Origin of the sequence: Microcoleus sp. A003_D6 (assembly GCF_036702825.1) — a bacterium.
GTDB lineage: Bacteria > Cyanobacteriota > Cyanobacteriia > Cyanobacteriales > Microcoleaceae > Microcoleus.
The window spans coordinates 1-21,911 of the sequence record NZ_JAUBWA010000058.1 but is presented as its reverse complement, the minus strand read 5'-3'; the positions used below and the strand labels follow the sequence as shown (position 1 = coordinate 21,911).

Annotated in this window: 25 protein-coding genes, 25 tRNA genes and 1 pseudogene; 42 read left to right on the top strand and 9 right to left on the bottom strand. The window is 44.8% G+C overall.

Annotated features, from left to right (window positions below; genetic code table 11):
• Positions 1 to 22 precede the first annotated feature (22 nt).
• From QUB70_RS17325 to QUB70_RS17305, 5 genes are all read left to right on the top strand, one after another.
• Positions 23 to 703 carry a GTPase domain-containing protein gene (locus QUB70_RS17325; RefSeq protein WP_332982171.1) on the top strand — a complete coding sequence of 227 codons (681 nt, stop codon included), beginning with the start codon at positions 23 to 25 and terminating at the stop codon, positions 701 to 703.
• A complete protein-coding gene (locus QUB70_RS17320; RefSeq protein WP_332982170.1) occupies positions 700 to 1,203 on the top strand; it encodes a hypothetical protein in 504 nt (167 codons plus the stop codon). The genes QUB70_RS17325 and QUB70_RS17320 overlap by 4 nt, the downstream gene beginning before the upstream one ends.
• A 66-nt stretch (positions 1,204 to 1,269) precedes the next feature.
• Entirely contained in the window at positions 1,270 to 2,022 is a 753-nt protein-coding gene (locus tag QUB70_RS17315) for a hypothetical protein (RefSeq protein ID WP_332982169.1), read from the top strand.
• Positions 2,023 to 2,285: 263 nt separating this feature from the next.
• Positions 2,286 to 2,462 carry a DUF6888 family protein gene (locus tag QUB70_RS17310; protein WP_332982167.1) on the top strand — a complete coding sequence of 59 codons (177 nt, stop codon included), beginning with the start codon at positions 2,286 to 2,288 and terminating at the stop codon, positions 2,460 to 2,462.
• Positions 2,462 to 2,704, top strand: a complete 243-nt coding sequence (locus tag QUB70_RS17305) for a DUF6887 family protein (RefSeq protein ID WP_332982166.1) — start codon at positions 2,462 to 2,464, stop codon at positions 2,702 to 2,704. Before QUB70_RS17310 ends, QUB70_RS17305 begins: the two co-directional genes overlap by 1 nt.
• Positions 2,705 to 2,850: 146 nt before the next feature.
• Here the strand turns inward: QUB70_RS17305 and QUB70_RS17300 are convergent, their stop codons facing one another.
• Both QUB70_RS17300 and QUB70_RS17295 read right to left on the bottom strand, forming a co-directional pair.
• Complete coding sequence (locus tag QUB70_RS17300) at positions 2,851 to 3,243, bottom strand: aspartyl protease family protein (RefSeq protein WP_332982165.1); 393 nt, start codon at positions 3,241 to 3,243, stop codon at positions 2,851 to 2,853.
• On the bottom strand, positions 3,236 to 3,454 hold the full coding sequence (locus tag QUB70_RS17295) for a hypothetical protein (protein ID WP_332982164.1): 219 nt from the start codon (positions 3,452 to 3,454) through the stop codon (positions 3,236 to 3,238). Before QUB70_RS17295 ends, QUB70_RS17300 begins: the two co-directional genes overlap by 8 nt.
• Before the next feature lie 59 nt (positions 3,455 to 3,513).
• Here QUB70_RS17295 and QUB70_RS17290 point away from each other — a divergent pair, with 59 nt between their 5' ends.
• Positions 3,514 to 3,687, top strand: a complete 174-nt coding sequence (locus QUB70_RS17290; RefSeq protein ID WP_199297303.1) for a hypothetical protein — start codon at positions 3,514 to 3,516, stop codon at positions 3,685 to 3,687.
• Positions 3,688 to 3,766: 79 nt separating this feature from the next.
• On the opposite strand, the gene QUB70_RS17285 is transcribed toward QUB70_RS17290, so the two are convergent.
• The 3 genes from QUB70_RS17285 to petM form a co-directional block, all read right to left on the bottom strand.
• On the bottom strand, positions 3,767 to 4,684 hold the full coding sequence (locus QUB70_RS17285) for an NAD(+) kinase (RefSeq protein ID WP_332982161.1): 918 nt from the start codon (positions 4,682 to 4,684) through the stop codon (positions 3,767 to 3,769).
• A 1-nt stretch (position 4,685) separates the two neighbouring features.
• Positions 4,686 to 5,663 (bottom strand): NmrA family NAD(P)-binding protein, encoded by a 978-nt coding sequence (locus tag QUB70_RS17280; protein ID WP_332982160.1) that lies wholly within the window; start codon positions 5,661 to 5,663, stop codon positions 4,686 to 4,688.
• A 468-nt stretch (positions 5,664 to 6,131) separates the two neighbouring features.
• Positions 6,132 to 6,236 carry a cytochrome b6-f complex subunit PetM gene (gene petM / locus QUB70_RS17275; RefSeq protein WP_193974770.1) on the bottom strand — a complete coding sequence of 35 codons (105 nt, stop codon included), beginning with the start codon at positions 6,234 to 6,236 and terminating at the stop codon, positions 6,132 to 6,134.
• A gap of 608 nt (positions 6,237 to 6,844) precedes the next feature.
• Between petM and QUB70_RS17270 the strand changes: the two genes are divergently transcribed.
• The 3 genes from QUB70_RS17270 (at position 6,845) to QUB70_RS17260 (ending at position 11,908) form a co-directional block, all read left to right on the top strand.
• Positions 6,845 to 6,982 (top strand): hypothetical protein, encoded by a 138-nt coding sequence (locus QUB70_RS17270; RefSeq protein WP_332982157.1) that lies wholly within the window; start codon positions 6,845 to 6,847, stop codon positions 6,980 to 6,982.
• 146 nt (positions 6,983 to 7,128) lie between these two features.
• Positions 7,129 to 8,175, top strand: a complete 1,047-nt coding sequence (gene pdxA, locus QUB70_RS17265; protein ID WP_332982155.1) for a 4-hydroxythreonine-4-phosphate dehydrogenase PdxA — start codon at positions 7,129 to 7,131, stop codon at positions 8,173 to 8,175.
• Positions 8,176 to 8,296: 121 nt separating this feature from the next.
• A complete protein-coding gene (locus QUB70_RS17260) occupies positions 8,297 to 11,908 on the top strand; it encodes an OmpA family protein (protein WP_332982154.1) in 3,612 nt (1,203 codons plus the stop codon).
• 321 nt (positions 11,909 to 12,229) lie between these two features.
• Here the strand turns inward: QUB70_RS17260 and QUB70_RS17255 are convergent, their stop codons facing one another.
• Complete coding sequence (locus QUB70_RS17255; protein WP_332982152.1) at positions 12,230 to 13,054, bottom strand: biotin--[acetyl-CoA-carboxylase] ligase; 825 nt, start codon at positions 13,052 to 13,054, stop codon at positions 12,230 to 12,232.
• Positions 13,055 to 13,421: 367 nt separating this feature from the next.
• Complete coding sequence (locus QUB70_RS17250) at positions 13,422 to 13,544, bottom strand: hypothetical protein (protein WP_278187183.1); 123 nt, start codon at positions 13,542 to 13,544, stop codon at positions 13,422 to 13,424.
• Between the two features lie 6 nt (positions 13,545 to 13,550).
• Between QUB70_RS17250 and QUB70_RS17245 the strand changes: the two genes are divergently transcribed.
• From QUB70_RS17245 to QUB70_RS17100, 30 genes and pseudogenes are all read left to right on the top strand, one after another.
• Positions 13,551 to 13,624, top strand: a tRNA-Asp gene (locus QUB70_RS17245).
• A 208-nt stretch (positions 13,625 to 13,832) separates the two neighbouring features.
• Positions 13,833 to 13,906, top strand: a tRNA-Cys gene (locus QUB70_RS17240).
• A gap of 79 nt (positions 13,907 to 13,985) precedes the next feature.
• Positions 13,986 to 14,062 (top strand) — tRNA-Glu (locus QUB70_RS17235).
• 4 nt (positions 14,063 to 14,066) lie between these two features.
• A tRNA-Lys gene (locus QUB70_RS17230) sits at positions 14,067 to 14,141 on the top strand.
• Positions 14,142 to 14,154: 13 nt separating this feature from the next.
• Positions 14,155 to 14,236, top strand: a tRNA-Tyr gene (locus tag QUB70_RS17225).
• 34 nt (positions 14,237 to 14,270) lie between these two features.
• A tRNA-Tyr gene (locus tag QUB70_RS17220) sits at positions 14,271 to 14,344 on the top strand.
• 4 nt (positions 14,345 to 14,348) lie between these two features.
• Positions 14,349 to 14,435, top strand: a tRNA-Ser gene (locus QUB70_RS17215).
• Between the two features lie 4 nt (positions 14,436 to 14,439).
• Positions 14,440 to 14,512: transfer RNA gene (locus tag QUB70_RS17210), tRNA-Phe, on the top strand.
• Positions 14,513 to 14,518: 6 nt separating this feature from the next.
• Positions 14,519 to 14,593: transfer RNA gene (locus tag QUB70_RS17205), tRNA-Asn, on the top strand.
• A 94-nt stretch (positions 14,594 to 14,687) separates the two neighbouring features.
• Positions 14,688 to 14,761, top strand: a tRNA-Gln gene (locus QUB70_RS17200).
• A gap of 37 nt (positions 14,762 to 14,798) precedes the next feature.
• Positions 14,799 to 14,875, top strand: a tRNA-Leu gene (locus QUB70_RS17195).
• A 6-nt stretch (positions 14,876 to 14,881) separates the two neighbouring features.
• Positions 14,882 to 14,956 (top strand) — tRNA-Leu (locus QUB70_RS17190).
• A gap of 4 nt (positions 14,957 to 14,960) precedes the next feature.
• Positions 14,961 to 15,033: transfer RNA gene (locus tag QUB70_RS17185), tRNA-Pro, on the top strand.
• Positions 15,034 to 15,037: 4 nt separating this feature from the next.
• Positions 15,038 to 15,111 (top strand) — tRNA-Leu (locus QUB70_RS17180).
• A 34-nt stretch (positions 15,112 to 15,145) separates the two neighbouring features.
• Positions 15,146 to 15,219: transfer RNA gene (locus QUB70_RS17175), tRNA-Leu, on the top strand.
• A gap of 11 nt (positions 15,220 to 15,230) precedes the next feature.
• Positions 15,231 to 15,309: transfer RNA gene (locus QUB70_RS17170), tRNA-Met, on the top strand.
• Between the two features lie 5 nt (positions 15,310 to 15,314).
• Positions 15,315 to 15,386, top strand: a tRNA-Thr gene (locus QUB70_RS17165).
• Positions 15,387 to 15,447: 61 nt separating this feature from the next.
• Positions 15,448 to 16,293: a TIGR02452 family protein gene (locus QUB70_RS17160; protein ID WP_332982148.1), complete on the top strand. Its 846-nt coding sequence runs from the start codon at positions 15,448 to 15,450 to the stop codon at positions 16,291 to 16,293.
• A gap of 60 nt (positions 16,294 to 16,353) precedes the next feature.
• Complete coding sequence (locus QUB70_RS17155) at positions 16,354 to 16,797, top strand: retroviral-like aspartic protease family protein (protein ID WP_332982147.1); 444 nt, start codon at positions 16,354 to 16,356, stop codon at positions 16,795 to 16,797.
• A gap of 50 nt (positions 16,798 to 16,847) precedes the next feature.
• Positions 16,848 to 16,918, top strand: a tRNA-Gly gene (locus tag QUB70_RS17150).
• Positions 16,919 to 17,018: 100 nt separating this feature from the next.
• Positions 17,019 to 17,091 (top strand) — tRNA-Arg (locus QUB70_RS17145).
• Between the two features lie 99 nt (positions 17,092 to 17,190).
• Positions 17,191 to 17,264, top strand: a tRNA-Arg gene (locus QUB70_RS17140).
• A 7-nt stretch (positions 17,265 to 17,271) separates the two neighbouring features.
• Positions 17,272 to 17,348, top strand: a tRNA-Ala gene (locus tag QUB70_RS17135).
• 61 nt (positions 17,349 to 17,409) lie between these two features.
• Positions 17,410 to 17,482 (top strand) — tRNA-Ala (locus QUB70_RS17130).
• Between the two features lie 5 nt (positions 17,483 to 17,487).
• Positions 17,488 to 17,561 (top strand) — tRNA-His (locus tag QUB70_RS17125).
• A gap of 4 nt (positions 17,562 to 17,565) precedes the next feature.
• Positions 17,566 to 17,648 (top strand) — tRNA-Ser (locus QUB70_RS17120).
• 127 nt (positions 17,649 to 17,775) lie between these two features.
• On the top strand, positions 17,776 to 17,994 hold the full coding sequence (locus QUB70_RS17115) for a hypothetical protein (RefSeq protein ID WP_332982145.1): 219 nt from the start codon (positions 17,776 to 17,778) through the stop codon (positions 17,992 to 17,994).
• Positions 17,991 to 18,371 (top strand): type II toxin-antitoxin system VapC family toxin, encoded by a 381-nt coding sequence (locus tag QUB70_RS17110; RefSeq protein ID WP_332982143.1) that lies wholly within the window; start codon positions 17,991 to 17,993, stop codon positions 18,369 to 18,371. The genes QUB70_RS17115 and QUB70_RS17110 overlap by 4 nt, the downstream gene beginning before the upstream one ends.
• 28 nt (positions 18,372 to 18,399) lie before the next feature.
• A complete protein-coding gene (locus QUB70_RS17105; RefSeq protein ID WP_332982142.1) occupies positions 18,400 to 18,969 on the top strand; it encodes a 3'-5' exonuclease in 570 nt (189 codons plus the stop codon).
• Between the two features lie 258 nt (positions 18,970 to 19,227).
• Positions 19,228 to 19,446: pseudogene (locus tag QUB70_RS17100) on the top strand (3'-5' exonuclease); the annotation flags it as partial.
• Between the two features lie 415 nt (positions 19,447 to 19,861).
• On the opposite strand, the gene QUB70_RS17095 reads toward QUB70_RS17100, so the two are convergent.
• Both QUB70_RS17095 and QUB70_RS17090 read right to left on the bottom strand, forming a co-directional pair.
• Positions 19,862 to 20,092 (bottom strand): hypothetical protein, encoded by a 231-nt coding sequence (locus tag QUB70_RS17095; protein ID WP_332982140.1) that lies wholly within the window; start codon positions 20,090 to 20,092, stop codon positions 19,862 to 19,864.
• 77 nt (positions 20,093 to 20,169) lie between these two features.
• On the bottom strand, positions 20,170 to 20,334 hold the full coding sequence (locus tag QUB70_RS17090; protein WP_332982138.1) for a ribbon-helix-helix domain-containing protein: 165 nt from the start codon (positions 20,332 to 20,334) through the stop codon (positions 20,170 to 20,172).
• A 362-nt stretch (positions 20,335 to 20,696) separates the two neighbouring features.
• Between QUB70_RS17090 and QUB70_RS17085 the strand changes: the two genes are divergently transcribed.
• The 3 genes from QUB70_RS17085 to QUB70_RS17075 all read left to right on the top strand — a co-directional run bounded on the left by QUB70_RS17085 (position 20,697) and on the right by QUB70_RS17075 (position 21,756).
• Entirely contained in the window at positions 20,697 to 21,269 is a 573-nt protein-coding gene (locus QUB70_RS17085) for a dihydrofolate reductase family protein (RefSeq protein WP_332982136.1), read from the top strand.
• A gap of 197 nt (positions 21,270 to 21,466) precedes the next feature.
• Positions 21,467 to 21,540: transfer RNA gene (locus QUB70_RS17080), tRNA-Lys, on the top strand.
• Positions 21,541 to 21,609: 69 nt separating this feature from the next.
• Complete coding sequence (locus QUB70_RS17075; RefSeq protein ID WP_332982133.1) at positions 21,610 to 21,756, top strand: hypothetical protein; 147 nt, start codon at positions 21,610 to 21,612, stop codon at positions 21,754 to 21,756.
• The last annotated feature ends 155 nt before the right edge of the window (positions 21,757 to 21,911 follow it).

The window sequence follows — 21,911 nt, the reverse complement described above, 5'->3', positions numbered from 1 at the left end:
AAATTATTTGAGGCTAACGTCTATGCCTTTGCCTTTTATCCCGATAGTTATAGCTCTTGCAGTAGGCGGGGTCGCTGGTGGAGCTGTTGTCTCCAACTGGGAAAACATCACATATGCACTCAAAGGTAAAAAGATCGCTGTTTTGGGTGCAAGGGCAGTTGGTAAAACTACTCTCCTAACATATATGGAAAAAGGTATTTTGATTGAGAGGTATAAGCAAACTCTCGATAGGCAAGAAATAGAGAGAACACGCATCCAACTTGGTGATTTAGATATTCGACTTAAAAAAACCGATGACGTTTCAGGTGATAAGGCTGCATACGGCGTATGGAAAAAGCTCTTTGAGGAAGCTGACTTGATTTTGTATGTTGTTAGGACTGATAAGCTACTAAAGCATGATTCAAGCGCAGAGGAACGTGCCGAAGATGATATGAGGCAGGTTCAGGGTTGGATCAACGAATGTAACTCAAAAAAACAATTTTTTATTGTTGGAAATCATTGGGACGAAGATCCTGAATTCAAAAATCTTACCCCCGATCAGATAGGTAATTATGTGGATCGCTTCAGGGCACTTCCAGTTGTGAAAAAAATGACTCAGCTTGCTGGAGGAGCAGCTACAGTAAAAGTTGTGCTTGGGAGTTTAGCGACTGAAAAAGATTCAGAAACTCTGATTAAAGATATTTTTCGGCAGGTTGAGAAATGACAGATTTATACTTCTGGGGGCAGAGCCTTGACAACCAAGCTCGTGATGTAATTTTCAAGAATGGAAAAGAGTTATCTGATGATGAGTCACGACAACAGCTTGTCTCAGAAATTTATGAGTTCCCTAAGAGTGACAGTGAGGTTGTATCTGCTGATTCAGCCGTTACTATTCGTTATAGCTATTCAAAGTTTGTAATAGAAGCTATTCCCACTGAAAAAGATGAACTTAAGCGTCTTGCTCCTATCGTTATTTATGGAGTGTTGCCGGATGGTGTTTTAGAAGCTTCTTGGGTCGATAAGGTGTATGAGGAAATCAATAATTTTGTCTCAAACACATTGAATAGGAATTTAAATCACAGCACGTTAGCAACTATTAAGGGTGGGCTATCTGAAATCTTAAAAAAAAAGACGGAAGACTCCCAGATCAATCTCCTCAGCCGACTCAAACGTCTTCTGGAGCGCTTGGCAAACTGTATAAAGCTCTTAGGGACAAGGTGTTAAGGAAGATTTCTAGACAAAAAAAATGATTCCCCAAAAAACTATTAAAGAAATCGAGCAGTAACAGATATGACACTTGATGAAGTTCCACCACCTAACAAGCGCAAAGCTATTCTAGTCATCTCACCCCATGAATTAGACCGACTGGAATACACACCGGGAGGAAGCAACCTTCTTCTGAGTGAGCAAGTCTATCTTTTGGTTCCTTCATATGTGACTACTAACGATATAGAAAAGAAATTAGATAGTAGTGGGCTTCTAGAGCCAGGAACTTTACTAATTCAAAATCCTTATGACACATCTGATTACGTCATTTTTAATAAAGCATCTTCAACTTTTGCACTAACTAAATATCTTCATTTCACTACTTTATGTGGATTACTTGGTGCGCGAGAGGTCACGGTAGAACAAATCGAAGTCCAGACTTCAGCGGGTAAGCAAATATTTAAGGGTTCCATAGACAGTCCATATGCTGATGGAAGCATTGATGCGGTGAACAAAACCTTTGAGGAAATACGTAATAAGATTAAGTTGCAAAGTAAATTTGGTGGTGGCGAACCCAATTTAGAAGAAGCCGAAGCTCATCTACGCCAGTATCATCTACTAAATGATATGTCTATGAAGTCCTTAATAGACCAACGTAGAGGCAAAAATCCAATCCAGAGCAGAGAACTTACTTTGAGCCTTAGTGAAGAGTCTAAAAGAAACCTTCAAGTGGTGGCTGACATAAAAATTCCCGTGTACGCTAATCTGCAAGCACAGGTTGAAAAGATCAGAAGGGAGATGTATGAGTTCACTTTGATGATCAGAGTAGAGTTTTAGCATTGTTTTCCCTTGCCAGCATTGACCAAAAGCACGACCCCACTCAAGGTTGTGACTGTAGACCCAATCGCTCAAGTTGGAAGCTCAGATCCAAGCATTGGAGAAGCAGCGGTAGAAGAACAGCCGTGATATTAGCAAGCACCATTAGATAATGGGTTCGGCAAACGTACCAAAACCCCGCATTCTAAAGGAGCAAGATATGCTCACAGTCGTTTAATCAGAGCGTCTGTTAAAATGGGCAACAGATGGAGTGAGTGACCGAAATGCCAACTACTGCTCAGTTAGAGAGTTTATATCGCGTCAGCTATCAGTTAACGTTCATCATGTTGCAACCGATTCATCTGGTTTGTGTCGATCGTCGTACTCGAAATGTATACGTTCTAGCTGGATCTGGTGAAGACCTTGAGTTTGAAATTGTACCGAATGGGGAGGTATTCTGATGAGCCAAGTGAATTTTGAGGCTATGAGCGATCCCGAATTGAGACGGTACTTTCTGGAAAATCGCCAAGATCGAGCTGCTTGTCAGGCATATTTAGACAGGTTCAGTCAGCGTCCGAAATCAATCATTGCAAGCCCAAGCGATCCCGATTTTGACGCAAAAATTCAGGCAGCAATTCGGCAGAAATTAGAAGCATCGCGTAGTAGCCAGCCAGCTAACAACAAAGTGGAGCGGACGGAATAGAGTCTTTTCGCTTCGTTATCGGTGTTACTTGCCGCCCCTGCGTTTTGCCGTTATCTCGTAAACGCTGCCTCACCTTGGAGATGGTTCGGAAGCTCGATCGAGAGTTAAGCTATAAATAAAACTCCGAGTTCTGCATCGACGTTTATTTAGAAGCGAACAATCTCGATCGTGCATCGCGATCGCTGAAAACAAACATCAAATTCTCGAAAGAAGTTCGTTTGCCCAAGGATTAATGGCACCTGAGAGGATTGTGCCCAGGCAAATGCTAGACGAACTGGTTCCAGATTCCCAATTTGAACCTGCACAAATACACCCCGCGCCTCAACCCTTGCAAGATTTCCAGCCAATGGCAAGCGGATAGTTTGTTCCTCCCAAATTGCACCCAATTGCAGCCCTATGTCATAAGGTAATAGGTTGACCGCAGACCCAGTATCTAGCAGTGCATTCGCGGAGACAGAAAAGCCTGCATGACTCAGAGCGATCGGAATCGTGGGTAATGCTTCATCGTCAGAAAAGGGAAACTCGATCGAACTAGGCATGAGTAGATGCCTCTCGATCGTCGCGAATCATCTGCATCATAATGTTTGCAGCTTCCGTTGCATCGTAGGGCGACGAAACTGGATACTCTGATGCAGAAAAGATGACTTGTAGTTCAGCGTCTGGGATTTGCACGGCTAGGAGTTTGAAGAGTGATAATTTGTCTGACTGGCTCAGATTGTTCACCAAAGGAATTAACTCAGCGAGAGACATGGTTTAAACTCCCAGAAGTACGAGAATACATCTATCATAAACACTGCCTGACTTTGGAGATGATTCGGAAGCTCGATCGAGAATTAAGGATTCCGGTAGATAAATGTCGCCCTACATTACCAACACTAATTGCTGCTTTATTCTACGATTTATCAACAGATAAAGAAATCAAAATCCCTTCAATCGGTGAAAAACGGGAACGGGAATTGCCATCTCCTACAGCTAGGACTTGATATGATATCTACGAGCAAGCCAACTGGTTGAGCCAACAATCCCCGTACCTTGATAGTCGGGGAGTGTCAACAACAACTATCAAGGCAACTCAACCGAACTCGGTTTAGCAATGTGAGGCAAACCCCAGCCCAATTTTTCCCGCAAAATGTGGAAAAACTCAAAAGATTGTACCCGAACAAAGCGGGCTGGGTAGGGCGATCGCTCGACTTGCACCCAATCCTCCGGCAAAACATAACATCCGCCGTTCCCATCTACCACCATTACCAGGCGATTCGGACTCGCCGGCAAAATTTTGACCGGTTCGGTGTTGGAAAACACCAACGCCCGCGAAGCCATTGAATGCGGGCAAATAGGGATCAATTGCAGCACCGGTACTCCGGGAATGATTACAGGGCCGCCGGCAGAAAGAGCGTAAGCCGTCGATCCTGTCGGAGTCGCGATAATTACTCCATCTGCGGCAATGTCCACAGAGGCGTGCTGACCGATCGCCACTTCAAAATGACACATACAAGTCAGCGGTTCCCGGTGCAGCACCATTTCATTGAGACAAAGGGCTTCCCAGAGGCAGTCATTTTCTCGAAACAGCCGCACGGCCAGCATTGACCTTTCTTCGATTTCGTATTCTCCGGCGATCGCCTTTTCCAAAGCTTGCGGGAGCAAGTTTAGGTAAGTTTCTGTTAAAAAGCCCATGTGACCGGTATTGACAGTCAGCAGCGGTATTCCGATGGGAGCAACTTGGCGAAATGCCGACAGCACAGTACCGTCGCCGCCCAAAACCACTGCAAACTCCATGTCGCTGTCAAAACCGGGGGGGACGAGTTGGTCGATCGGAGTGTGGCACATCGGGCGATCGGGGCTAGAATAGCCCAGAATTCCTCCCGAACCAGAAACCGAGCAGACCTCCCAGCCGCGGGCAGTCAGCTTGTCTTTCAACTCTGCGGCGATGCGACAAGCCACAGGTTTAACATCGTTGTATATAATTCCAGCTTTCGGCACTTTAAAATGTAAAGGGCATTTTTTGTTTACTCCGTTTTTTAGTTTTAAGCTGCTCGTACTCTATTTCCTTGAGTTTCTTCAGAATCAGATTAAAGTATTCTTCGAGATAAGACTCCAAAGTAGTAGTTTCTTTAGGGTCAATTCCGAAGACGCTGTAAACGTCATCCATCGGAGCTTTCAAGGGTTTTCCGGCTGCCAAAACTTCTGAAAAAGCCAATCGGTCAGCTACGTTCCAACTCCACTGAAAGAACTTAGCAAATTGACGAGTAGCCTGCAACAAGGCATCTGGGGTGCGCGTAATTTTGGCTTGCTTCCCTGACAGCCGTTCGCACAACCGCACGATTTCTTCAGCATCCCAAGCGCGCTTTCCCACAACCGGAAAACTTTTTTTCTCGGTTTCGGGAACCGAAAGGGCCCGGACGGCAAATTTAGCCACGTCCTGAGTGTTCATGTAGGCAAGGGCGGATGGCTTGTTGGGCAGCCAGACTGCCTGATTGTCCAAAATCGGCATTGCATACAGGCTCAGCAGTCCTTGCAAAAAGCCGCAAGGTCTCAAGATTGTGTAGTCTAGACCGGATTCTGCTAAGAACAGCTCGGTACAGCGCTTGATTTCCAACAAGGGGACTTGGGGATATTTCTCGGCGTCGAGAAAGGAAAAGAATATGTAACGCTTGATGCCTGCTGCTGCTGCTGCTTGGATCAGCGATACTTTTCCGTCCCAGTCTACTCTTTTGATGCTGACAGAATCCGCTGCACTGGCTGTTGCTGCATCGATAATAGCACTGACGCCTTCTAGCGCCGGAGGCAGACTGTCTGGCTGGCAAAGGTTCCCCGGTACGAGTTGGGCGCCCCATTCTTTCAAAAATGCAGCTTTTCTGTAACTTCTGACTAAACAGCGCACCTGGTAGCCCTCGTCTAGGGCGCGGCGGGCTATTTGGCGACCGAGAGTGCCGGTGGCACCTAAAATCAATAAAGTCATCTAGGGATTAATGATGAATCTTAAACTTTCAATAAGATGGTATCAGGTTTTTGTTAAGTTTTTATAAAAAACTTAACAAAAACCTGAAATCCTCTCATCAAACGATCGCCCCGGCATCCGGCGCAAGGTCAAAGGCGTTCGGCGTCCGGGAAGAGACATCAGTTAAGCAAAAATGTGCGATCGGGAAATCCCGGAGAATTTATCGGCGGTAAAAATTTTGCCTTCAGCCTTCATACTTCTGTCTTCGGAACGATGTGTGAAATCACTCAGGACTCAGGCATCTAATCTGAATCAACCGGGTTTTTCTACTGTCGCCAGTGGTGCTGCACGATGTTTTTGATAGAAAAACCCGGTTTCGGCGTCAGGGATGATATAGCGGTTCTCAAAAAAGTGAGATATGCCCTATGCCCTATGCCCTATGCCCTATGCCCAGTCGTACCTCATATTTCTGAGAAAGGCTATAACTTATTATTCTTCGCCGCCTTGGAGTTTGAGCAGCAGGAAGCCTCCACCGATACCGACGAAAATTAGGGAAAAGGACAAAAAGGCTGCGCTGAGAAATTCAGGGTTCATTTGTTTTAGAGTTCCTTGACGATTGCAAAGTGAACAAACCTGACGGTCAACTGAGTACAGTTAGACCGCAGGCTTCTTTTTCCTTTTTTTCAAAGGCTTTTTATAGTGAGGTAGTTCCACCCCCACTTGCTAATATAGTATCAGAGTATTTCCCGATCATCTTGGGGTATAAAAGAATATTTGTCGGTTTCCGTACCTACACCCGACGAGCCTTTCATCCCTGCGGTAATTCCCAACGGGGTACGGGGCTCCGCGCTCTGATTAATCCCCTCTAAATATACGCCCGGGACTTCCCGGCTGGTAGTTAAATAAACATAATTTGACATTCCCCGATCTCTTATAAATAGGGATTCTTAATTCAGCGAACTACCTTAAAATTGGCTATCTCTTGCGAGCAATTCCTGAACTATTTGACTGTACCAAAGTAGCAACCAAACAGTGAAGTTTAGAAAATCTGTGCGGGTTCATCTCAATCAAGCCTACTAGGATACTGACCTAGAGTTTGGACGTGCCGCACCCTACTTTTTTATCCAAAATTTTAGTTTTCCTGGTTTTTAGGTCAAGTTTTCCTTTTCCTAACTGTTTTTATAGTGGATCGAGTTACCCACTTGACATTACTACTTCTCGATCGATCGTTCCACTGGCAGATCGTGGTTAAACGTATCAACGGTTTTACAGCCTGTGTCATGGTAGGTATTTTACTGTATCAAGCTACTCATATCAACAATCACCATCAAAGAACTTAACAGGGATTGTCAAGTCTGCTGTTAGCTTTCATGCGCGGTGTCGCATTCGCGAGGTTTGTAGCATTTTTCTGCGGTTTTTGGCAAATTAGCTAGCTAAATGCTAAAATTTTAGTGCCCAAATTCCTGTACTTTGTTGGAGAACTGCCTTGAGTCTCGATCGGGAATCAAAACTAGCTGTAACTCTGGGAGATCCGGCGGGAATTGGCCCGGAAGTGATTCTCAAGGCTTTGGCAGATCCGGCTGCTGCTTTGATGGTGACGGTTTTCGGCTCTAGGATGATTTTGCAGCAAACTTACGATAAGTTGCGATCGAGCAATCCAGCAGCAGAAGCGGTAAATCCCGAAACATTAAAGATTATTGATATTGAACCAGACAGCAAGTGGGGCGAGATTGTCCCCGGTGTCGGGAATGCAGCTAGCGGTGCAGCTAGCTTTGCTTACATGGAAAGTGCGATCGCCCGTACCCTCGCCGGCGAATTCTCGGCCATCGTCACCGGCCCGATTTCCAAGACTTGCTGGCAGGCGGCCGGTTACAATTATCCCGGACAAACAGAACTCCTGGCAGAAAAAGCGAAATCGCAGCGGTTCGGAATGCTGTTTGCCGCCACATCTCCCCACAGCGGCTGGACTCTCGTAACTTTATTGGCTACCGCACATATTTCCCTCCGTCAAGTCCCCGATGCTTTGACTCCAGAATTGCTGAGCGAAAAACTAGAATTGCTGGTAGACTGTTTGCGGGAAGATTTTGGGATCGAAAGACCGAAAATTGCGATTTCTGGCTTAAATCCTCACAGCGGCGAAAATGGCAAACTGGGAAATGAAGAGAAATACTGGATGATACCTTGGTTGGAAACGCAGCGCGATCGCTTTCCTCAAGTCCAGTTAGATGGGCCAGTACCCCCAGATACCCTGTGGGTAAAACCGGCTAAAGTTTGGTACGGTTTAGGCACGGAAGCTCACGACGGTTACTTGGCAATGTACCACGACCAGGGGTTGATTCCAGTAAAATTGATGGCTTTCGACAAAGCTGTCAACACTACAATTGGCTTACCCTTTGTCCGCACATCTCCGGATCACGGCACAGCTTTTGATATTGTAGGTCAAGGGATTGCCGATGCCTCCAGCATGAAAGCAGCATTGCAGTTGGCGGCCCAGTTGGCTAGTCGCAGAGCAGCAGTTAAAATATGGCCATAGCTTTATTACGCCTGACGCTACGAAAAATTGTGTCATTCTTATTGATTTTCGCGCTGCGCGAGGCGACAAGCAAGCTGGTCATTTCCTGCGATCGGTTAAAATCAGATTTGGGTAGCACAGTATGGCAGCATCTAATGATAACTCAGGCAAAATATATCAGTCAGAACAAGAAGTTTCTGATACAACTCTCTTCAGTCCTAAAGCTGGAGATCAACTTCAGGAATTGCTAACCATACTGACAGAATTGCAGTTAGTGAAAAAATCAAAAAAAGAACCAAGCGAGCTGAAGTTACCGCCCTCTGAAAAGCCGGTAGAGCGACTTGAGGATGAGGAAAATCGGCGCAAGCAATTGTCTTTTCGGATCGAATCACTGGCGATTGTACCCGAAGTATTGACTAAAAATGAAGAAATACCATCTCAAAGACGACAAAAAAATAATCAGGAACCAGGTTTATCTAGAACCGCGAATGTAGAAAAAAAATATCGGCCGTCGGAGGAAGAATTAGAACAAGCAGTGGAGCAGTTTAAGCAGTTGCAGAAACTGCTATTTGAAAGGGATTTGCCGGAATTTTACAGTAATATTTTGAGTGTGGAACAAAGGTTAGAAAGTTTTGAGAATATAATGGCTGAACCGAAAGAATTGATAAATTTACTGAAGCCGTTAATTCCAGAGTTAGTGAGAGAAGAATTAGAGGGGTTGAAGTCGGAATTGAAAAAGGCGATCGAACTCGCAAACAACGGTCAAATTAATCGCCTTGAATTGCAGGGAAAATTAGCGGATTTGGAAAATCAAATTGCTAACTTCAACCAGCAGCAACTGCCGAATGCAGAACAGTTAATGCAGCGGCTGATGCCGGTGGTAGGCGAACTGCTGAACCGCAAGGTAGAGCAGTCTAAGTTAGAGGTAGCTTCGGCGATCGCACCGACAGTCAATCAAGTAATTCACAATCAAAACGGGCTGGAAAAACAAGTAGTAAGAATTGAAGATAAACTTGCGAATATTCAGCAGCGTTACCAGCAGGAACCGGAAGATTTAATCAAGCAGCTAGTGCCGGTAGTTAGCGATTTGCTGAACCGCAAAATTAGTGAATTAAAGTTAGAGGTTGTAGAAGCTGTTGCTCCCTCAGTACAGGTAAGAATAGCTTGGGTAGAAATAGAAGAAAAAGTATTGAGCATCATCGAGCGCCGGCTGGCTACCCAACAGTCGCCAACTCAGAAGCCTGAAGAGATAATGGCGGTGCTAATGCCAGCAATCACTGATTTGCTGAACCGGAAAATCGATGAATCCAAATTAGAGGTAGCAGCGGCGATCGAACCTTTGATAGAATCAGCAATTCTTCAAAGAGAAGTTCAAGGAAAATTGAGCGACGTAGAAAGTAGACTAAATAATCTTCAACGACAGCAAAAATCTCAGCCGGAAGAAATAATGGCAAGGTTGATGCCGTTAATGATTGAGTCGCTGAACCGGAAAATTGACGAGACCAAGTTAGAGGTGAGAGAGGCGATCGCGCCGGCTGTCAACACGGCTATTCAAAACAGCGGTATTGCAGGACAAATATTTAAAAATGAAAGTAAGATAGTCGAAGTTCAGCAGCAAGTTTTAGCCGAGATAGAAGGGTTGATGGCAAGAATCATGCCCGCGATTGTAGAGATGCTGTCGCGAAAAATCGGGGAAGCAAAGCTAGAGATAGAATCTGCGATCGCCCCCGCTGTGGATGCGATCGTTCAGAATAAAAGGATTGATGAAAGACTCGGCACTATCGAACAAAAGATTGTGGCGATCGAACACCGGATTTATGAATCGACAGACTTGTTTACAGATTTACTGAAACCTTTGATTGACGAGCTGATGGTCAGCCATCACGCCCAACTGGAAAAGTCGGTCATCGAATCTATTTTACCATTGTTAGATGAAGTTGTAAGTTATAATTACAGACTCAACGATAAAGTGGGGGAACTCGAACGCAAAATAAATGATGCTGAATGGGGAGGCGATCGGGAACAATTAGAGGCCCGCATTAGAATCATCTTTCCCGAAATGATGCTCCAAACAATTAATGAATCGAGACAATCATTTACCGAAACAATCGCTCCGATAATTGATGAACTAATTAATACCAAAACCCAAGAAAATAGGCACTCGATGGGAGTAGCCATATCGCCGGCTCTTTCTGTGGGAATCAGCCACAGAATCAGTGAATCGCCCGATGAAATTGCAACGGCCATCGCACCGGAAATGGCCTCTGCTATCAAACAGCAAATTAATCTCAAGCGAGAAGCAATGTCGGATGCACTTTATCCGATTATCGGCAGCACGATTTTAAAATACATCGCCGAGATGATGCGGGAGATCAATAAAAAACTCGAATCATCTTTAAGTCCAGAGGGAATTAGTCGCAAATTTAAAGCCAAATTGCAGGGAATTTCTGAAGCCGAACTGCTGATGCAAGAAACAACACCGCTGACTGTTAAAGCTGTGTTTTTAATTCAAGCAGAATCGGGCTTAGTAATTTCAGCAGTGCAGCACTCTGAACGCGAACAGCTAGAATCAGACATGGTAGCGGGGATGCTGACGGCTATTCGGGCTTTTGTCAACGATTGTATAGTTCAGTCGGGAAATATTGCAGAGATTGATGCTATAGAATACGGCACATCTACGATCGTACTGGAAGTGGCGGGTTCGTGTTATCTAGCAGTAGTGATGCAAGGAGAAACCCGCCAGTGGTTTAAGTATAAAATGCGAGCGATATTCAACAATATTGTTCAAGAATACGGAACTCAAATCCAGTCATTTAACGGCGATCCGACCACTGTGCCGGCCGAAGTCAACTTGAATTTGCAAAAATTAATCGATACAGATATAAAAGTTAAATCTCCTAAACTGCCAATTTTACCAATTATCGGTGTGGCAGCGTTAGGTTTAATTGGCGTACCTTGGGGAATTCATCAATACCGCAGCTCAGTTGCAGCGAGGTTAGAAGCAGATACAAATTTAGCTTTACAATCTGCTCCAGAGTTATCGGTTTATCGCCTCGCGGCAGATGTTAAAGATAAAGTCTTGGAGATTTCGGGACGAGTGCCGAATCAAAAGCTGCGATTGAGAGCGGAAAAAATCGCTCAAAAAACGGCTCCAAAATTAAGAATTGACAATAAAATTATAGCCGTTGAAGTACCAGCCGATCCGGTTTTAGTCGAAGCCGATGTCAAGCGGACGGCAGCTCTTTTGAATAAAGTAGAAAGCATTGATATCTCGGCTCGGTATACAGAGGGAAAACTCGCCGTTGCAGGCAGCGTGGGCAAAGTGGCAGATGCTGAGAAAATAACTCAAGCGTTTGAGAAAATTCCGGGGGTTAAGTCGGTAACAAATACAGTGATAATAGGAACTCCACCGCCACCAAAGATAATAATGCCAGTTCGCGTGTATTTCGGTGCAGGTTCGGCAAGTTTGCAGGCGAAAGATGTAGCAGAAAAGCTTAGTAAAGTCAAGGAATATATGGAGAAAAATCGCACGAATAATTTAAGGATAGTTGGCTACAGCGATTTTAAAAGCACTCCGGTAGAAAATCAAAAGTTGGCACTGGAAAGGGCGGCAAATGTGAAAAATATTTTGGTTAGACAAGGGATAAATGGCAACAGAATACAAGTTGCTACTACTAAGGGTCGTCCCGAAGGTGTGGAGGCCAATCAACCGCTGTGGCTGAGCAGATTGGTAGTATTTGAGGTTATAAATTAAAGTTGGGAATTGGGAATTGGGCATCGGGCATCGGGCATTGTTAATTGGGCATCGGGCATCGGGCATTGTTAATTGGGCATCGGGCATTGTTAATTGGGCATTGGGCATCGGGCATTGTTAATTGGGAATTTTCCCTAATGACTAATGACTAATGACTTCTTTCTCTTAATTTATAGTAAGTGGCAAGAAGGTTAGGACATTATTTTCCTTCTTCCATCGGACTGACATCCGTTACATCCGTTGCCGAACTTCCTTCTTCCTTCTATCCGTTACATCCGTTACATCCGTTACAGAATCCGTTGCCGAACTTCCTTCTTCCTTTTAAATTAATCGAACTCGCCCGGAGGTAAAGGCTTGTATTCGATCGCCCGCCAAGCATACTAACAAGCGGCCGCATCCGTCAATCCCGGCGGCTTCTCCGCAGATGGTTTCCGACGCAAGTTCGATCGCCACCGGGCAGCCAATCAACGCATCGCGGCGGCGCAATTGGGGCAAAAGTAGCGCTAAACCGGACTTGGAGGCTGGCTTGTCTGTGGTGGAAAACATATCGGCTAGTTCGAGTAAATAGTGCCGCAGTCGATCGAGCAAACACAGTTCATCTGGTACTTTACTAGCAATAGAATGCAAGCTTACCGCATTGCCGATCGCCCTTTCATCCAATCCCGCAGCCGCGAAATCTACGCAGCGGTTGAGTCCAATTCCCACAACGGCGCGAGTTTTACCCGAAACATTGCCGGAAGTGGCTTCGCAGAGAATTCCGGCTAATTTGCGGCGATCGATCCAGACATCGTTTGGCCATTTCAGGCGCAGCATATCGCGACATTCGGGAACCAAATCTTCGATCGCGTAAATCACGGCTAAACCCGCTGCTAAACTGAGTCCCGGTAACAAATTGGGGTTGAGATTGTCGAGTACAAAACTAACAGTCAAGACACCGCTTGGGGCGTGCCAGGTGCGCCCGTGTTGACCGCGCCCGCTGGTTTGGCGCTGGGTAAATACTGCATCTCCGTGGTGGAGTTGGGCCGCGCGGGCGATCGCCCAACTGTTGGTACTCGGACAGGTATCCAAGGAGTGCAGCCAGTCAGGGAGGTTTGGGCGATCGGCTTCTGGGGTTGCGGGCACGGGAATTAAGGGCAATTGAGACAAGGTTTGATTTGTAGTACGTGATATCTCAAAGCTGATTATCGCATTTTCCAGAAGTGCCACATCGCGCGACGGCGAGAATTTAGAGAAATTGGAGTGTAGTACAGTTGCAAAATCAGATTTAGCTTACGCCACAACATCAGTTGAGGAGCAAAATCTGTTGATTCATAAGGGTTTGGGGGAAGGCAGAGTGTTTGTGGGAGCGATCGGCACCCCTTTAAAAAACCCAATTTAAAAAAAAGTTGTATTACCCCCTTGACAGTCTTGTATTACGCAATGTAGTATAAATGTATGGCGAAGGGGAAAGAGCTTAAAAGCCTTACTCCACGAGCAATATGAACCTTGAAAACTGAATAGGAAGTTAATCATGTCACATAATTGTGGACATCGGCGGTGTAGACTCCGGCAACAAAAGCCCGATCGGGTTGTAGTACGCGGAATCAACCGCCACCCCGTCCCAACTTGAGTAATTCAAGGACAGAATATTGTTCATTTTCGCGGGGGTATAGCTCAACCGGTCAGAGCAGTCGCCTGTCGAGCGAAAGGTTGCGAGTTCAAGTCTCGTTACTCCCGTCCGTCGATTTTAGATTTTAGATTTTAGATTTTAGATTTACTCCACAGGAGAAGAATCTGGGATCTGGAACTTTGGTCTAAAATCCACACCTCCTGTCGGAAAGCAAATATCCGTTTTTCGGCGGGGGTCAAAGTCCCGTAGGCAAAAGTCAAGCCGTCTCCCCCTCTGGCGAGAAGATTGCGAGTGCAAACCTCGTCGGGACTCCCAGGTTAGGTGGCCGAGTGGTTGAAGGCGTCGGTCTGCAAAACCGAATTTCGCGGGTTCAAATCCCGCCCTAACCTCTGTTCCTATTTATTCGCAGGAGCAATCTCAAATCTCAAAGAGCAATCCAAAATCCCAAATCTAAAATCTAAAATCGATAGTGCTGTAGGCAAATGGTTTAAGCCGCTTGGTTTTCACCCAAGTGATTGCGGGTTCAACTCCCGTCAGCACTTCCAAACTGGGTCGTTGGCAGAATGGTTTTGCAGCCGCCTTTTAAGCGGATGGATCGAGGTTCAATTCCTCGACGACCTACCAAAATTTCTATCAGGGGTCGGCCCTCCTATTGGCGTGGGTAGCTGTCTGTAAAACAGTAGCTTAAAGCGTTGCTGGTTCAATTCCAGCCCGACCCATTTGTAACTGTATTTAATATGCAGTTGCAATCTGGAGAGCGTGGTGTAGCCGGATAACATCTCAGTTAATAAAACTGAAGATTGAGGGTTCAAATCCCTCCGTTCTCGGTGTGGAGAAGTGGCCGAGCGGCTTAAGGCGCTTTCCTGCTAAGAAAGAGCGGTTTAACAACCGTCGTGGGTTCAAATCCCACCTTCTCCGTTTTCCCCCGATAGCTCAGTTGGTAGAGCGCTTGTTTGAAGAACAAGAGGTCGTCAGTTCGATACTGACTTGGGGGATTGCGTTGCCTCATAGCTCAACGGTAGAGCTGCACGCTGTTAACGTGATGGTTGTAGGTTCGATTCCTACTGAGGCAGCCATTTTTCAAATTACTGGGTAGACAAATTGGTAAATTTACCTATTTTTTAAACAGGATTTTATCTATGTTCACAGTCTACCCAAGCATTCAATTATTGGGAAGTCGCCTAATCGGTATGGCACCGCTCTTTGAAAGCGGACAAATGCAGGTTCAAGCCCTGCCTTCCCAGTTCTGCTTTTCAATAATCAAAAAGTAGAAAATAAGATGCTCCTGTAGCCCAATTGGCAGAGGCCGCAATTTCAAAAATTGTGTGTTACTGGTTCAAATCCAGTCAGGAGTACCAAAAATAGCTCTTGTAGCCCAACTGGAAAGAGGCGCCGATCTTAAAAATCGGATGATGCTGGTTCAAATCCAGCCAGGAGTATGAACGGGATGTAATTCAGCGGCCAGAAGCCATGCTTTGGGAGCATGGAGTCGTTGGTTCAAATCCAACCATCCCGACTTTACCTCTGTGATGTAATTGGAAAACATCGCTCGCTCAGAACGAGTGTTTTGCTGGTTCGAGTCCAGCCAGGGGTATTGGGTATCAAAACCCAAAAGTGCGATCGATTTTGCCCTTGTAGCCCAATTGGAAGAGGCGTCTCGCTTAGAACGAGAAGGTTGCTGGTTCGAGGCCAGTCAGGGGTATTTGGTGACATTGCGGGTGAAGTAGCCTGGGTAGGCTTGGAGGTCTCATAAGCCTCTTCATAGCAGGTTCAACTCCTGCCCCCGCGACCAAAAATGCAGGTGTGATGTAACTGGCAACATGAGGCTCTTGTAAAGCTTTCTTGCGAGTTCAAATCTCGCCATCTGCTTGTAACTACCCTACAGATATTATTTCTGTTAATTTTTTGCTAAGGAATCAGAGAAAAAATTATGAGACGGATTGCGATCGCTCAAGACACACTAAAAATTATTGAAGCAGGCTACTACTGCTCTCCTGAAGGTAAACGCATTGAACTTGTTCAAAAAATAGCATACTGTGTTGAACAGACAAAATGCTATGAACCCGACGCTCTTTCTAATATCAAACAAAGCGTTCTTTCTGGTACTCCCCAATTCTCAAACATTGAATTTGAAGTGAGGAATGAGACGACTTTGATGGGAGCAGAACGTATGGCAAGAGGACAACAGTTTCAAAAGATTGGAGTCCTAAATTTTGCTTCTGCTAAAAATCCTGGTGGTGGATTTCTCAAAGGCGCACAAGCTCAAGAAGAGAGTTTAGCACGCAGTTCTGCTCTTTACAAAAGTATCTTGAAATGTCGCGGTCACTACGAATTTCATCGCTCTCATGATTCGCTCCTGTACTCAGATAGGATGCTCTATTCACCTGATTGTCCAGTTTTCCGAAAAGATGATGGAACGCTATTAGAAACACCTTATCTTGTTGATTTCATCACAAGTCCAGCTCCTAATGCTGGTGAAGTTTGGAGAAAACAATCTCAGGATGCTGAAAAAATACGCGAAATTCTGTATGAACGCGGTGCAAAATTGTTGAGCCTAGCTATTTCTAATGGCTGCGACGCTCTAGTTTTGGGAGCTTGGGGATGCGGTGTATTTAAAAATGATCCAGCAATGGTTGCCCAAATGTTTGCAGATTTATTGTTGCCCAATGGTCAATTCTGGGGAAGAGTAAAAAGCATCTTATTTTCTATACTTGACTCTTCTGAACAAGCAAAAATATTTGCAGAATTCCAGAGTACATTTATTTCAGGCAACTAAAAGTTACACGACTTTCCAAAAATTTGCGATGATTGAGGTAGAGTAGTTCAAGGTTAAACTATGCTAGCAACTGACAACACCTCAATGGGAAAAATTATTACCACACTCACCGTGACTAACCGCGCCGATCAAAATGTCGCAGCCAGAGGATTTATGCCTTCCGACCAAATCCGTTCAGTCACTCTAAGTAATGTGCTAGTTGATACAGGTGCAACAACATTGTGTTTGCCTGCAAGTATCATTGCTCAACTCGGTTTAGAACTGCTGAAAGAAGTGGATGTAGAGACGGCTAATGGCATTGGTAAAGCCAGAATTTTTCAGGATGCCAAAATTTCTTTAGTAGGACGCGAAGGCACGTTTGAGTGTTTGGAATTGCCGGGAGGTATGAATGCTTTATTAGGCGTGATTCCTCTGGAAGCGTTGGGAATTGAATTAGATTTAAAAAATCAGCGGTTAATAATTTTACCCATCAGTCCAACGCAAACTTACTTGACAATTTTGTAGAGGCTGTATGTTGAGATTTAATAGTTGCAATCGGTAAAACTAATTGAAGTGCGGATATGGTGCAACGGTAGCATCTGAGTCTTCCAAACTCGCGATACGGGTTCGAGTCCCGTTATCCGCTTGGTTAAAATCGGTACAGGTTTTATTCAATCCAAAATCTAAAATCGGTTTAGGTTTTATTCAATCCAACATCTAAAATCTAAAATCTACAATCGGTTTATGGGAGTGTAGCTCAATGGATAGAGCGCCGCGCTTCGGACGCGGATGTTGTGGGTTCGAGTCCTACCACTCTCGTTGTTTTTGCTTTAATTTAAGGAGGTTGATTCCATTGAATGGATAATTTTTTATATTAAGAGCGATTCCCGTAAGGAATCGCGCATTAACAAAAAACATGGGAGCGTAACTCAACTGGATAGAGTGTCGAGCTTCTACCTCGAATGTTGTGGGTTCGAGTCCTACCGCTCCTGCTCTCTGGGGTTCGTAGCTTAATTGGTAAAGCATCTAACTGGCTGTTAGAAAGATATCGGTTCAAATCCGATCGCAATCCACCACACCAATTTTAGATTTTAGATTTTAGATTTTAGATTTACTCCACAGGTGAATCTTTTACGCGGGGTCATAGCTCAATTGGTAGAGCGCTTGCTTTGCACGCAAGAGGTTAGGAGTTCGATTCTCCTTGATTCCACTGCGGTGTCTGAAGCCAAAGCGGTAGCGGCGCTGGTGTGTGAAACCAGTAATAGCGGGTTCAATTCCCGTCAGACACCCCTCGGAAGATGCCGCTAAACGGTTGGCAACCAGTCTTGAAAACTGGGGTACAGGTAACTGTAAGGGTTCGATTCCTTCATCTTCCTTTTTCCACCAGAAGTCGAAAAGCGAGACGCCGTGCTGATAACGCGGAAATAGGAGGGGCAGTACCTCCCTGGTGGATGGATTGGTTTATAATAAGTCTAGATTTGCTAGCCATTCAACATAGTAGCCATGAGCATTCAAGTTCTCAAATTAGAATTGATTCAGTGGATTTTGTTATTAAAGGATATTCAACTTTTAGACGAAATCCAAAAACTGAGAGAAAAGTCATCTGAAAAGACTGCTGTCCTCAAACCCCGTCAATTTGGCTGTGGCCAAGGAATTTTTACTTATGTTGCGGATGATTTTGATGAAACACCTCCTGGTTTTGAAGAATATATGTTGCCATGAAATATCTAATTGACACTCACATTCTAATTTGGTTTGTTGAAGGTAACGCTCGGCTTGATGAAGATGTGCGAGCGTTGATTGCTAATCCTGTTAATGAAATTTATATCAGCCAAGCTAGTCTGTGGGAACTTACTATCAAAATCAGCATCGGTAAGTTGTCTTTGTCTATTTCTGTATCGGAGTTAGAAATATTTCTGATTAACCACGAGTTTCAAATTCTAGAGACTAAGTTCATTCATTACGATAAATTGCAAAATCTCCCTTTTTACCATCAAGATCCTTTCGATCGCCTAATTATTTCTCAAGCCCAAGCCGAAGATTATACTATCATTACACATGACGACAGGTTCAAACAGTACGATGTGAAGTTGTTGTAATTTCACAGGATAAAAATACAGGTTAAATATGAATTTAAACAATTACCATTACTATTTAGTGCTTGACCTTGAAGCAACCTGCTGTGACAAACAAGCAACTATCAAACAGAGTGAGATGGAGATTATTGAGATTGGAGCCGTTATGGTAGAAGCAAAAACGCTAACTATCATTGATGAATTTCAAAGCTTTATTAAGCCAGTTCGCCATCCTATGCTGACTGAATTCTGCAAATCGCTAACATCTATTTCTCAGGCACAAGTCGAGGAAGCTCCCACTTACCCGGAGGCGATCGCACTTCTGAAAAAATGGCTGTCCGGTTACTCAAACGGCGTGTTTGGTTCTTGGGGTGATTTCGATCGCAAACAATTTCAACAAGACAGCAATTTTCACAAAGTACCTTTTCCCATTGCTTATCCTCATGTCAATCTCAAACAATTATTTTCCCAAAAGCAAGGTTTGCGAAAACGTCATGGGATGGCGAAAGCTCTGCAACTGGCGGGTTTACCGCTAGAAGGAACTCATCACCGAGGGATTGATGATGCTAGAAATATCGCCAAACTGTTGCCTTATATTCTGGAGCGAAAACAGTTGTCTTGATTTGCGATCGTATATATAGCGAGCAAAATTATGGGGAGGTCGCCTAAGTGGAATGGCACCGTAAAAACTTTGGAAAAGCGGCTCCCAAAAGGACGATCTGGTTGGTTGAGTAGGGTAAAAAGTTGCTTCGCGACGTTCCCTGAAAACGCCAACGGGCAACAGGTTGCGGAGGCACTGAAAGGAATTAACAGTCCGAGATGGGGGCAGTTCCCGTCTGCTTGCGGGCAGTAAGGAAGCGCGTTTCCTGTTCAACAAGACAGCAATTTTCACAAAGTACCTTTTCCCATTGCTTATCCTCATGTCAATCTCAAACAATTATTTTCCCAAAAGCAAGGTTTGCGAAAACGTCATGGGATGGCGAAAGCTCTGCAACTGGCGGGTTTACCGCTAGAAGGAACTCATCACCGAGGGATTGATGATGCTAGAAATATCGCCAAACTGTTGCCTTATATTCTGGAGCGAAAACAGTTGTCTTGATTTGCGATCGTATATATAGCGAGCAAAATTATGGGGAGGTCGCCTAAGTGGAATGGCACCGTAAAAACTTTGGAAAAGCGGCTCCCAAAAGGACGATCTGGTTGGTTGAGTAGGGTAAAAAGTTGCTTCGCGACGTTCCCTGAAAACGCCAACGGGCAACAGGTTGCGGAGGCACTGAAAGGAATTAACAGTCCGAGATGGGGGCAGTTCCCGTCTGCTTGCGGGCAGTAAGGAAGCGCGTTTCCTGAAAGTTGCTGTCGATCGATGCGGGTTCGAGTCCCGTCCTCTCCATTCAAGGTTCAAGTCCAAATCGAAGAGTTTCAACCCGTGCCCTAACAGTTAAAGCATACATACTCGGCTGTTAACCGACTAAAACCAATGCTTTACGCACTTGCACGGGTTGAACCTCAGAACCTCAGTTGTTCTTGAGGTCTAAATCGCGATCGTAGCTGCCGATTGGCCGCAGTCTGGCCATCAACTGCTTCAGCAAGAAGCCGTTGCTGTTCCAAGCGGTATAAGGAGTAGCCCCTTGTCCCTTCATGCACAAGGTTTGTCGGGCTTTGTTGTGGCAGATATTTGCCAGCAGGCTGACGACTGACACTAAGCCGAGTTCATCGACAAGGGCTTCGAGTTGATCTTGAGTCACAAGCACACCTCCAGGGTTGACTATTCCTAAAATATACCATATAGTACCTTTAAAGGGTACTTAAAGTACACTAATAGTTACTTAGTCTCATTTTCGTCCACGAGGTTGTATTCCTTGATAGCCGCCATGACTAGCAGAGTGGACATAGGAACTCCTGTCTGCTGGGAGATGTTTCTCAGTTTTTCGTGCAAACGCTTGGGAACTGTGACTTTAATCACAGCAGTCTCTTCTTTGTCAGCCATTAGCAGCAGTCATATTTAGTTGACACCAGCTTATCTCCTTTTGAGTGTCCGATCGCGCTTTGCTGCGATCGTCTGTAGGGATGCGGGCGCCGCGCGATAAAATGGCTGCTGCTGCGAAACTGTGCGCTAACAAATAAAAAGGTCGATCGCAAATCTCTAACCAAGGGAGCGATCGGATATATTAGACCTCTTGCAAAAGTCCTTTTAATCAAATTTTGGAACGGGCTCTCCGGCCCGTTCCACAAGGAAAAATGTTTTTTGTGGGATGGGCATCTTGCCCGTCCTAGTTATTTTTGCAAGAGGTCTATTAGTTACATTCAGAAGCAAGCAGTAACCAAACAACTTAATAAAAAAGGTGAAACATGAGAAAACTAAAATATTACGTTGCTTGCACCGTTGATGGGTTTATTGCTCGCGAAGATGGGTCATTTGATTGTTTTCCTATGCAAGGAGAGCATTTTGCTGATTTGTTTGAGTCTTTTCCTGAGACTATTCCGGTTCACCTTCAGGAAGCATTAGGCATTCGTGCAGAGAACAAGCAGTTTGATGCGGTTTTGATGGGACGGAAAACCTATGAGGTAGGGCTAAATGTTGGTATAACTAATCCTTATCCCAGCTTGAAGCAGTATGTCTTTTCGCGCACTATGGAAGCCAGTCCAGATGAGAATATTCAACTTGTTTCGGACAATCCTGTTGAATTGGTTCAGGAATTGAAAAAAGAAACGGGTAAAGACATCTGGCTCTGCGGTGGAGGCGCTTTAGCAACCACTCTTTTTTCTGAGATTGACGAGATGATTGTGAAGTTAAATCCGGTAGTTATCGGAGCAGGAATTCCTCTTTTTTCCGGTGCAATTGCTCCGACAAATTTGGAACTTGCCGATCGCAAAATCTACAGCAACGGTTTCATGTTACTTCATTATCGAGTGAAGCATTAGCAATCGGGGCTTTATGCGTTGCAATTACTGCGGGCCAAAAAGAACTGAAGTCCTTACTACAAAATGATTTTCTAGGAATTACACAAAAATTGTATGCGGTATTTTCTCGATTTCAATGTTGAGTCAGGCCGATCGCCACAATTTTTTACGAAAACACTTGAATTTTCAGAAGAGTTGTGTTATAGTAGCTTAGATGCGGGAGTATAGCTCAGTTGGTTAGAGCAGGTGACTCTTAATCTCAAGGTCGAAGGTTCAAGTCCTTCTACTCCCATCCCAAATCCTGAACATAAATTTATCGAAACTAACGAGTGCAGTCAACTGCTGTAGCGGTTGGATTACTGTGAGTGTTTGCGTTGTGGGATTTTTAATGCCGATCGACCTTTGGGCCGAGTCGATCGCTCGAAGTGCGATCGCCCAAGCTATTTTTAAACAGATTGACACTCTCAGCGCTAAAGCGACTGAGATTCTTAAGACATTTCGGTCTTAATATCCCTATTACTAGGGTTTCCGGGCGCAATCCTTTTGCCAAAATTGGCGGTCTGCTATTCTAGTATTGCAACTAGCTCCTCGGTCGTGACTTTCCTCCAGTCCGGGGGTAGGTTTTAACGTCTTTTACTGACGATTTAGTCGGTTCAGAACCTT